We start from the raw sequence: 7,817 nt of genomic DNA, 5'->3' as shown, positions 1-7,817 counted from the left end.
TGTCGATGAACGGCATCGAGCTGCAGGACCGCGAGTTCTTCGCCGCCATCCGCGAGGGGCGTGAACCCAACAGCAGCGTGGCCCAGGTGCTGCCGTGCTACCAGGTGCTGCACGATCTGGAGCAGCAGCTGAACGCGTGAGCCCGGTTGGCGCCGCTGACCTGCAACGGCTTCCCGGTATCCTGCCGGGAAGCCGTTTGTCTTTTCTTCCGGAGATCGCCTGTATGAGTACGCGCCAACTTGGCCCTTTCAGCGTCAGCGCCATCGGCCTGGGCTGCATGAACCTCAGCCACGCCTACGGCGCACCGGTGTCAAGCGAGCAGGGCGAGCGCGTGCTGCTGGCCGCGCTCGATGCCGGCGTCACGCATTTCGATACCGCCGCGCTGTACGGCTTCGGCGCCAACGAAACCCTGGTCGGCCGCGTGCTGGCGCGGCACCGCGATCGCTTCACGCTGGCCAGCAAGTGCGGCATGACCGGCGTCGACGTGGCCGGCGACGGCAAGCTGGTGCGCGTGATCGACGGCCGCCCCGCGACGCTGCGCGCCACCTGCGAGGCGGCGCTTAAGCGCCTGCAGACGGAAGTGATCGACCTGTACTACCTGCACCGCTGGGACAAGCAGGTGCCGATCGAGGAAAGCGTCGGCGCGCTCGGCGACTTGGTGCGCGCGGGCAAGATCCGCGCCGTCGGCCTGTCAGAGGTGTCGGCCGCCACCCTACGCCGTGCGCACGCCGAGTACCCGATCACCGCCTTGCAGACCGAATACTCGCTGTGGACGCGCAACCCCGAGATCGGCGTGCTCCAAGCCTGCCGCGAACTTGGCGTCGCCTTCGTCGCCTTCAGCCCGGTGGCGCGCGGTTTTCTGGCCGACGCGGTGCACGATCTGGCGACGCTGCACGACAAGGACATCCGCCGCGCGATGCCGCGCTTTGCGCCCGAGCACCACGCGCGCAACCTGCAGTTGCTGCCGTCCTACCGACTGCTGGCCGAGAAGGCCGGCTGCACGCCGGCGCAACTCGCCCTGGCCTGGCTGCTACACCAGCGCGACGACATCCTGCCGATTCCCGGCACCACCAGCGTCCCGCACCTGCGTGAAAACATGGGTGCGAGTGATGTGCAACTGGCACCCGCGCTGGTCGAGCGACTCGACGCGCTGATCAACCAGCACACGGTGTCGGGCGGGCGCTACAACGCGCAGAGCAGCCGCGAGGTCGATACCGAGGCGTTCGATACCGCCGCCGGCTGACAAGTTACGAAACAAAGCGATACCGCGGCGAGAAGACGCCGTGCCGCCGGCGCGGCACCATGACGGACATGTTCAACACGCCTTTGTTCGAAAGGGCACCGTCATGAAAACCTGGATCAAACGGACACTCATCGGTGTCGCCACCGCCGCCATCGTGCTCGGCGGCCTCAGCGCCTGCAGCCACCGCATGCACCGTGGTGGCTGGGGTGGCGACGTCACGCCCGGGCAATCCGCTGAATGGCGCGGCAGGATGGTCGAGCGCGTGGCCGGCAAGCTGGACCTGAATGCCGAGCAGAAGGCCAAGCTGAATGCGCTGGCCAACACGATGCAGGCGCAGCGCCAGGCCCTGCGCGGCAGTACCGATCCGCGCGCCGAGATGCAGTCGCTGGTGGCGGGCGAGAAGTTCGACCGCGCCAAGGCGCAGGCGCTGGTGCAGCAGAAGACCGAGGCCATGCGCTCCGGCAGCCCCGAGATGATCGGCGCACTGGCCGACTTCTACGACAGCCTGAACCCGGCGCAGCAGCAGCAGGTGCGCGAGTTCATGGCCAAGCGCCGCGGCTGGCGGCGCGGCTGAGCCTGTGGCCGCCGCACCATGGCCTCGGTACCCGAGCGGCCCGTGCAGGCGCTGGTGCGGCTGGCGCGCGAGCACGGCGCCCGTCTGCTGGCGGCGCAGCCCGAACCCCACGTCGAGCTGCTGACGCTGCTCTGGGGTTCGCGCTTCGATCGCGAACACGCGCAGGGGCTCATCGAGCAGGCAGCCGCCACGCCGGTGCAGCGCGAGCGCCTGCGCCGCGGCCTGCGCGACGCCGCCGAGCGCTTCGACCGCATGAGCGCGCCAGAGCAGCAGCGCCTGCGGCGCCTGGTGCTGCGGCACTGGCGGGCCGGCGCGCGCCCTGGGCACCGGATGACAATCGCGCCATGCACCGCATCCTGCTGATCGACGACGACGCCGAACTCGGCGCGCCGCTGGCGACCTACTTCGGGCGTTTCGGCCTGACACTGGAGCAGGCCCTGACGCCCAGCGACGGCCTGGCGCGGCTGCGCGCCGGCGGCTTCGATGCCGCCATCCTCGACGTCATGCTGCCCGAGATGGACGGCTTCGATCTGTGCCGGGCGATCCGCCGGACGAGCGACATCCCCGTGCTGATGCTGACCGCGCGTGGCGAGCTGATGGACCGCGTGGTCGGGCTGGAACTGGGCGCCGACGATTACCTGCCCAAGCCCTTCGACCCGCGCGAGCTGGTGGCGCGCCTGCAGACGATCCTGCGCCGTCGGGTCGCGCCGCCCGCGCCGGATGCACCGCTGCGCTTCGATGGCCTGGTGCTCGATCCGGCCACCCGCACGGTCCAGCGCCACGGCGAGGCGGTCGAGCTGACCGGCACCGAGTTCGATCTGCTGCACCTGCTGGCGCGCACGCCCGGCAAGGTGCTGAGCCGCGACGACATCCTGGCCGCGCTGCGCGGGCACGAGGCCGACCTGTACACGCGAGCGGTGGACATCGTGGTCAGCCGGCTGCGCCGCAAGCTCGAGCCGCTGGCAGCCATCAAGACCCTGCGCAACGCCGGCTATGCGCTGGCGCTGCAGAAGCTGGGACCATGAGCGAGCGGCCCCGGCGCTCCTGGCTGGGCCGCGCGCGCCATTCGCTGCGCGTGCGCCTGGTGCTGCTGTTCCTGCTGCTGGCGCTGGCGATGAGCACGGCCTTCCTGACCGGCATCGGCAAGGCGTTTTCCAGCGGCTGGCGCGACGCCGTCAGTCCACTGGTCGGCGACTACGCCGAACGGCTGGCGGCCGAGATCGGATCGCCGCCGGACCTGGCCCGGGCGCAGGCCATCGCGGCGCGCCTGCCGGTGACGGTGCGCGTCCAGGGTCCGGGCGTGAACTGGGCTTCCGGACCCCTGCCGCGCCCGCGTTCGCTGCGGCGCGGCGGCGGACCGGATCACGCCATCGTCAGCCGGACCACCGCCGACGGACACCGCATCGACTTCGCGCTTGATCCACGCCCGACCGATGGCGACCCGCGGCGTTTCGTCTGGTTGACGCTGGCCGGGCTGCTGGGCCTGACGGCGCTGGCCTATGCGCTGGTGCACCGCATGCTGCGGCCGATGCGCGACATCGGCGACGGTGCGCGGCGCTTTGGCGCCGGACAGTTCGAGACGCCGATCCCGGTGCGGCACGCACGCCATCCGGACGAGCTGAGCGAACTGGCGCTGACCGTGAACCAGATGGCCGCCGACATCCGCCAGATGCTGGACGCCAAGCGTGGACTGCTGCTGGCCATGAGCCACGAGTTGCGCAGCCCGCTGACGCGCGCGCGCCTGCATGCCGAACTGCTGCCCGAGGATGCCACCACGCTGCCCGCGCGCACCGCGCTGCTGCGCGATCTCGGCCTGATGCGCGAGCTGATCAGCGATCTGCTGGAGAGCGAACGCCTGGCCAGCCCGCACGCCGCGCTGCAGCGCGAGCCGACCGACCTGGCGGCGCTGGCGCGCGAAGTCATCGCCAGCCTGGCGGCGGCCCAGCCCGCAGCCGCGCGCATCACCGTGCGGGTCGCCGACGATCTGCCGGCCCCGGTGCCGCTGGATGCCAGCCGCGTGCGGTTGCTGCTGCGCAACCTGCTCGACAACGCGTTGCGGCACAGCCCGCCGGATGGTCCTGTGCCGGAGCTGCGGCTGGAGCCCAGCGCCGGCGGCGGCGTGGTGATCGACGTGCGCGACCACGGCTCCGGTGTGCCGCCGGAGCAGCTGCCGCACCTGGCGCAAGCCTTCTATCGCCCCGACGCCGCGCGCCAGCGCAGCACCGGCGGCGTCGGCCTGGGCCTGTACCTGGTGCGGCTGGTGGCGCAGGCGCACGGTGGCAGCTTCGCATTGCGCAACGCCGATCCCGGCCTGGCGGTGCGGGTGGAGCTGCCGCGCGCGGCTTGAGCGCGCGTTCTCAGGACGGTGCCAAGGCCGGCGTGTCGCCCGCCGCAGCGCCGGCGCGCTGGGCCGCCTGCTCCTGCACTGCGCGCATGACTTCGTCGGCCATGTGTTCGAGCAGCAGAACGTCGCGCGCCGAGAGCTGACGCGGCTCGGTGTCGAGCAGGCACAGCGTGCCCAGCACCGGTCCCTCGGCCTGCTGGCGCAGCGGCACGCCGGCGTAGAAGCGCAGGCCGCGTTCCTTCAGCACCGGATTGGCGCCGAAGCGCGGATCGCGCAGCGTGTCCGGCACCACCAGGGGTCCGGCGTCCGCGACCACGTGGGCGCACAGCGACTCGGCGCGCGGGACGCTGCGTTCAGGCGCGCCCTGCTCGGGCCGGCCGCTGGCGCTGGAGTCGCCGTGCGTCAGCTGCCAGTCGCGTTCCAGCAGCGAGACCTGCGCCACGGCGCAGTCGAAGGCGTCGGCGGCGCGCCGGGCGATGGCGTCGAAGCGGCCGCGCAGCGCCGGGTCCAGGATGCCGCTGTCGTGCAGGGCGCGCAGGCGCTCGGACTCGTCGTCCGGCAGCGGTGCCGGCGCGTAGGGCGCGGCCGCGGCGCCGGCCAGCAGTTGCTGCACCTGTGCCAGCAGTTCCTCCATCGAGCCGACCACGGCGGCGGCGCCGATCTGCTGGGCGCTCAGCGTTTCCGACCCGGTGGACGGCTCGCTCCAGGCCGCCACCACGACCCGCACCTCGGGCCAGCGGCGCTGCAGCCGGCGCACGAAATACTTGGCCAGCGTGCTCGGGTCGGTCGAGAAGTAGCTCAGGCAGACCAGCTCGACGCCCTGCAGGTCGAGCCGGGCGAAATACTCCGAGGTCATCTCGCCTGGCGGCACCACGCGGCTGCCGATGCTCTGCAGCGCCAGCACGTGGGCCGCCATGTCGGCGGCCAGCGCGTCGATGGTCCAGCGCCCGCCGATGCAGGCCACGCGGACCGGCAGTTCGGTGTTGACCGGATGCTGCTCGCGCAGGTCCTCGATCACCCGCGCCATGCCCGAGACCACGCGGTGGTGGTGCTCGGCGGTGGCCTCGCTGCCGTGGGCGCTGGACGCCAGTTGCAGTGCGCCCAGGCCGACCTGGTCGTAGAACTGGCGCGGCGAGGTCTCGCCGGCGCGCTGCGCCGCCAGCTCGATCGCCTCCTCGACGTCGCCGGCCAGCAGGCGCTGGTGCAGGCGGGTCGGTTCGTCGAGCGCGTGTTCGCTGCCCAGCAGCACCTCGAGGAACTGCAGTTGCGGCAGGTGCTGGCCCAGCACCAGCAGCACCACCGTGATCGGCGTCGACAGGATCAGGCCGATCGGGCCCCAGATGGCGGTCCAGAACATCGCCGCGACGATCAGCGACAGCGTCGCCAGGCCGGTGCTGGCGCCGTACAGCCAGGGCTCGATGACGTTGTTGCTGATCAGTTCCAGCGTCACGATCAGCGCCAGCGTCCACAGCACCATGTTCCAGCCGGGATCGACGGCGAATGCCAGCGTCAGCGGGAAGATGGCGCCGATGATCGGCCCGATGTAGGGCACGAAGCGCAGCACCGCCGCCAGCAGGCCCCACACCAGCGCGCCCGGCACGCCGATCAGCAGCAGGCCGAGCGCCATCGGGATGCCATAGGTGGCGTTGACCAGCAGCTGCATGCCCAGGTAGCGGCTGACGCGGCGTCCGGCCTCGTTGAGCGCATCGGTGGTGCGGTGCAGGTTGCCGCCCAGCAGGCGCAGCGCGCGGTCGCGCAGATCGCCCTTGTCGAGCAGGATCAGGAACACGAACACGACCACGATGCCGACCAGCGCCAGCGGCGTGGCGAAGCGCTCGATCCAGCGGCCCACGCGATCCCAGGGCGAGAGGGTCTGACCGACCACCTCGACCTTGGCCGGCCGTTCGGCAGCGGGCTTCTTGGCGTCGGCCGCGCGCTGCGCCTTGTCGATCTCCTTCTCGACCTTGTCGACCACGCGCGAATACTGGTCCAGCACGCCGGGCTGGCGCAGCGTCTCGCCGAAGCTGCGCAGCTTGCGCGTGATGGTCTGTTCGTAGCTCGGCAGGTTGGTGGCCATCTGGCGCATCTGGCCGTAGACGAAGAAGCCGCCCGCCACCAGCAGCGTCAGCGTGGCCGTCAGCACCACCAGCACCGCCAGCGCGCGCGGGATGCCGCGGCGCTTGAGCCAGGACACCAGCGGATCGAGCACGAAACCGACCAGAATCGCCAGTGCCAGCGGCATCAGCAGGTCGCGGCCGAAATACAGCGCCGCCACGATCACGGCCAGGCTGACCAGCCGGTTCATCAGCGGCGGGTGCGGCAGGGTCTCACCGCCCGGATTGACCGCCTGCTCGCGTGCGCGCTCCGCGGTCGGCGGCGCGGGCTCGGTGGCGGCGGGCTGGGAGGTGTCGGGAGCGGCCATGGACTGCGCACATTGTGGGCAGCGCACCCGGGTGCCGCTGTAGGACGGCGGCGTGTGCCGTGGCCAACACGGGCGCTCCAACCGACGCTTACTCACGCTCTTCCTGACGCGCCCTCCTGACCGATTGGCCGGCCTGCCTGCTGGTGCTGATCTCGCTGCTGTCGGGCGCCTGCCTGGTGTTCATCACCCCGTGGTGCCACCGCCGGCGCATACCGACCGGCCGGCGGCGGCGCTGGCCGCGTGAGTCGGCCGGCCGTTCGTCGTGCACTGGCGCGCCTGCGTGCCGGCGGCTTGCGCGCGCGCCCTGAAGGCTTAACGGCGGCGGCGCCAGCACGCCCGCCACAGGGGCGACACAATGCAGGGCTAGCATGAACTCCATTCTTTCCCCCAACCCCACTGCCTTGTCCGCCACCGCCTTGTCCGATCATGTAGCCGAGCGTCCCGTGCGCGCGCTCGCGCTGTCCGGTGCCAGCAACTTCCGCGACCTGGGCGGCTATGTCGGCGTCGACGGCCAGGCGGTGCGCTGGCGGCGCCTGTTCCGCTCCGACCACCTGGCGGCGCTGACCTCGGACGACGGCCAGACGCTGCAGTCGCTCGGAGTTTCGCGCGCCTTCGATTTCCGTGGCGTCAGCGAGCGCGCCGCTGCGCCCTACCAGCTGGCCGGCGTGGCGCAGCACTCGCTGCCGATTGAGCCGACCGTGGTGCAGCGCATGAAGGACCTGCTCGAGGCCGGCCAGACCGTGACGCCCGAGCACACCGTGATGCTGATGGAGCAAACGTACCGCGACTTCGTGCACGACAATGCGGCGCGCTTCGCCGACCTGTTCGCGCACCTGCTCGACAGCGACGAGCCGCTGGTGTTCCACTGCACCGCCGGCAAGGACCGCACCGGCTTCGCCGCCGCGCTGATCCTGATGGCGCTGGGCGTGCCACGCCCGGTGGTGATGCAGGACTACCTGCTGACCAACGACTACTACCGCATGCCGCCGTTCGACCAGAGCCGCGCGCCGCGCGAGATACTGCAGGTGCTGTGGCGCGTGCAGCAGGAGTTCCTCGACGCCGCGCTGCACGCGGTTGACCAGGACTACGGCGGTGTCGACAACTACCTGGCGCGCGAACTCGGCGTGCGGGCGCCCGAACGCCGGCGCCTGGGCCAGTTGTACCTTGAACCCGCGACCTAGTTACTCATAAGTCAGTAATTTAGGGAACAAATGTTCACATCTTCTGTCCAAGT

7 protein-coding genes and 1 pseudogene are annotated in these 7,817 nt (G+C 71.1%); 7 read left to right on the top strand and 1 reads right to left on the bottom strand.

Annotation, left to right across the window (positions count from 1 at the left end):
- The 6 genes and pseudogenes from PK606_RS15580 to PK606_RS15555 form a co-directional block, all read left to right on the top strand.
- A pseudogene (locus PK606_RS15580) lies at positions 1-140 on the top strand (oxidoreductase); the annotation flags it as partial.
- 83 nt (positions 141-223) lie between these two features.
- Complete coding sequence (locus tag PK606_RS15575) at positions 224-1,243, top strand: aldo/keto reductase (RefSeq protein ID WP_324565257.1); 1,020 nt, start codon at positions 224-226, stop codon at positions 1,241-1,243.
- A gap of 103 nt (positions 1,244-1,346) precedes the next feature.
- Positions 1,347-1,817 (top strand): Spy/CpxP family protein refolding chaperone, encoded by a 471-nt coding sequence (locus tag PK606_RS15570; RefSeq protein WP_324565256.1) that lies wholly within the window; start codon positions 1,347-1,349, stop codon positions 1,815-1,817.
- A gap of 18 nt (positions 1,818-1,835) precedes the next feature.
- Positions 1,836-2,180 carry a hypothetical protein gene (locus PK606_RS15565; RefSeq protein ID WP_324565255.1) on the top strand — a complete coding sequence of 115 codons (345 nt, stop codon included), beginning with the start codon at positions 1,836-1,838 and terminating at the stop codon, positions 2,178-2,180.
- Positions 2,162-2,842: a response regulator transcription factor gene (locus tag PK606_RS15560; protein ID WP_324565254.1), complete on the top strand. Its 681-nt coding sequence runs from the start codon at positions 2,162-2,164 to the stop codon at positions 2,840-2,842. The genes PK606_RS15565 and PK606_RS15560 overlap by 19 nt, the downstream gene beginning before the upstream one ends.
- On the top strand, positions 2,839-4,164 hold the full coding sequence (locus PK606_RS15555) for a HAMP domain-containing sensor histidine kinase (protein WP_324565253.1): 1,326 nt from the start codon (positions 2,839-2,841) through the stop codon (positions 4,162-4,164). The genes PK606_RS15560 and PK606_RS15555 overlap by 4 nt, the downstream gene beginning before the upstream one ends.
- Before the next feature lie 10 nt (positions 4,165-4,174).
- On the opposite strand, the gene PK606_RS15550 is transcribed toward PK606_RS15555, so the two are convergent.
- Positions 4,175-6,583 carry an AI-2E family transporter gene (locus PK606_RS15550; RefSeq protein ID WP_324565251.1) on the bottom strand — a complete coding sequence of 803 codons (2,409 nt, stop codon included), beginning with the start codon at positions 6,581-6,583 and terminating at the stop codon, positions 4,175-4,177.
- A 368-nt stretch (positions 6,584-6,951) separates the two neighbouring features.
- Between PK606_RS15550 and PK606_RS15545 the strand changes: the two genes are divergently transcribed.
- Complete coding sequence (locus PK606_RS15545; protein ID WP_324565250.1) at positions 6,952-7,764, top strand: tyrosine-protein phosphatase; 813 nt, start codon at positions 6,952-6,954, stop codon at positions 7,762-7,764.
- Positions 7,765-7,817 lie beyond the last annotated feature (53 nt).

Source organism: Ottowia sp. (genome assembly GCF_035444425.1).
GTDB lineage: Bacteria > Pseudomonadota > Gammaproteobacteria > Burkholderiales > Burkholderiaceae_C > Ottowia.
Note: the sequence above shows the minus strand (reverse complement) of the source record. Positions and strands in the feature narration are given on the sequence as shown.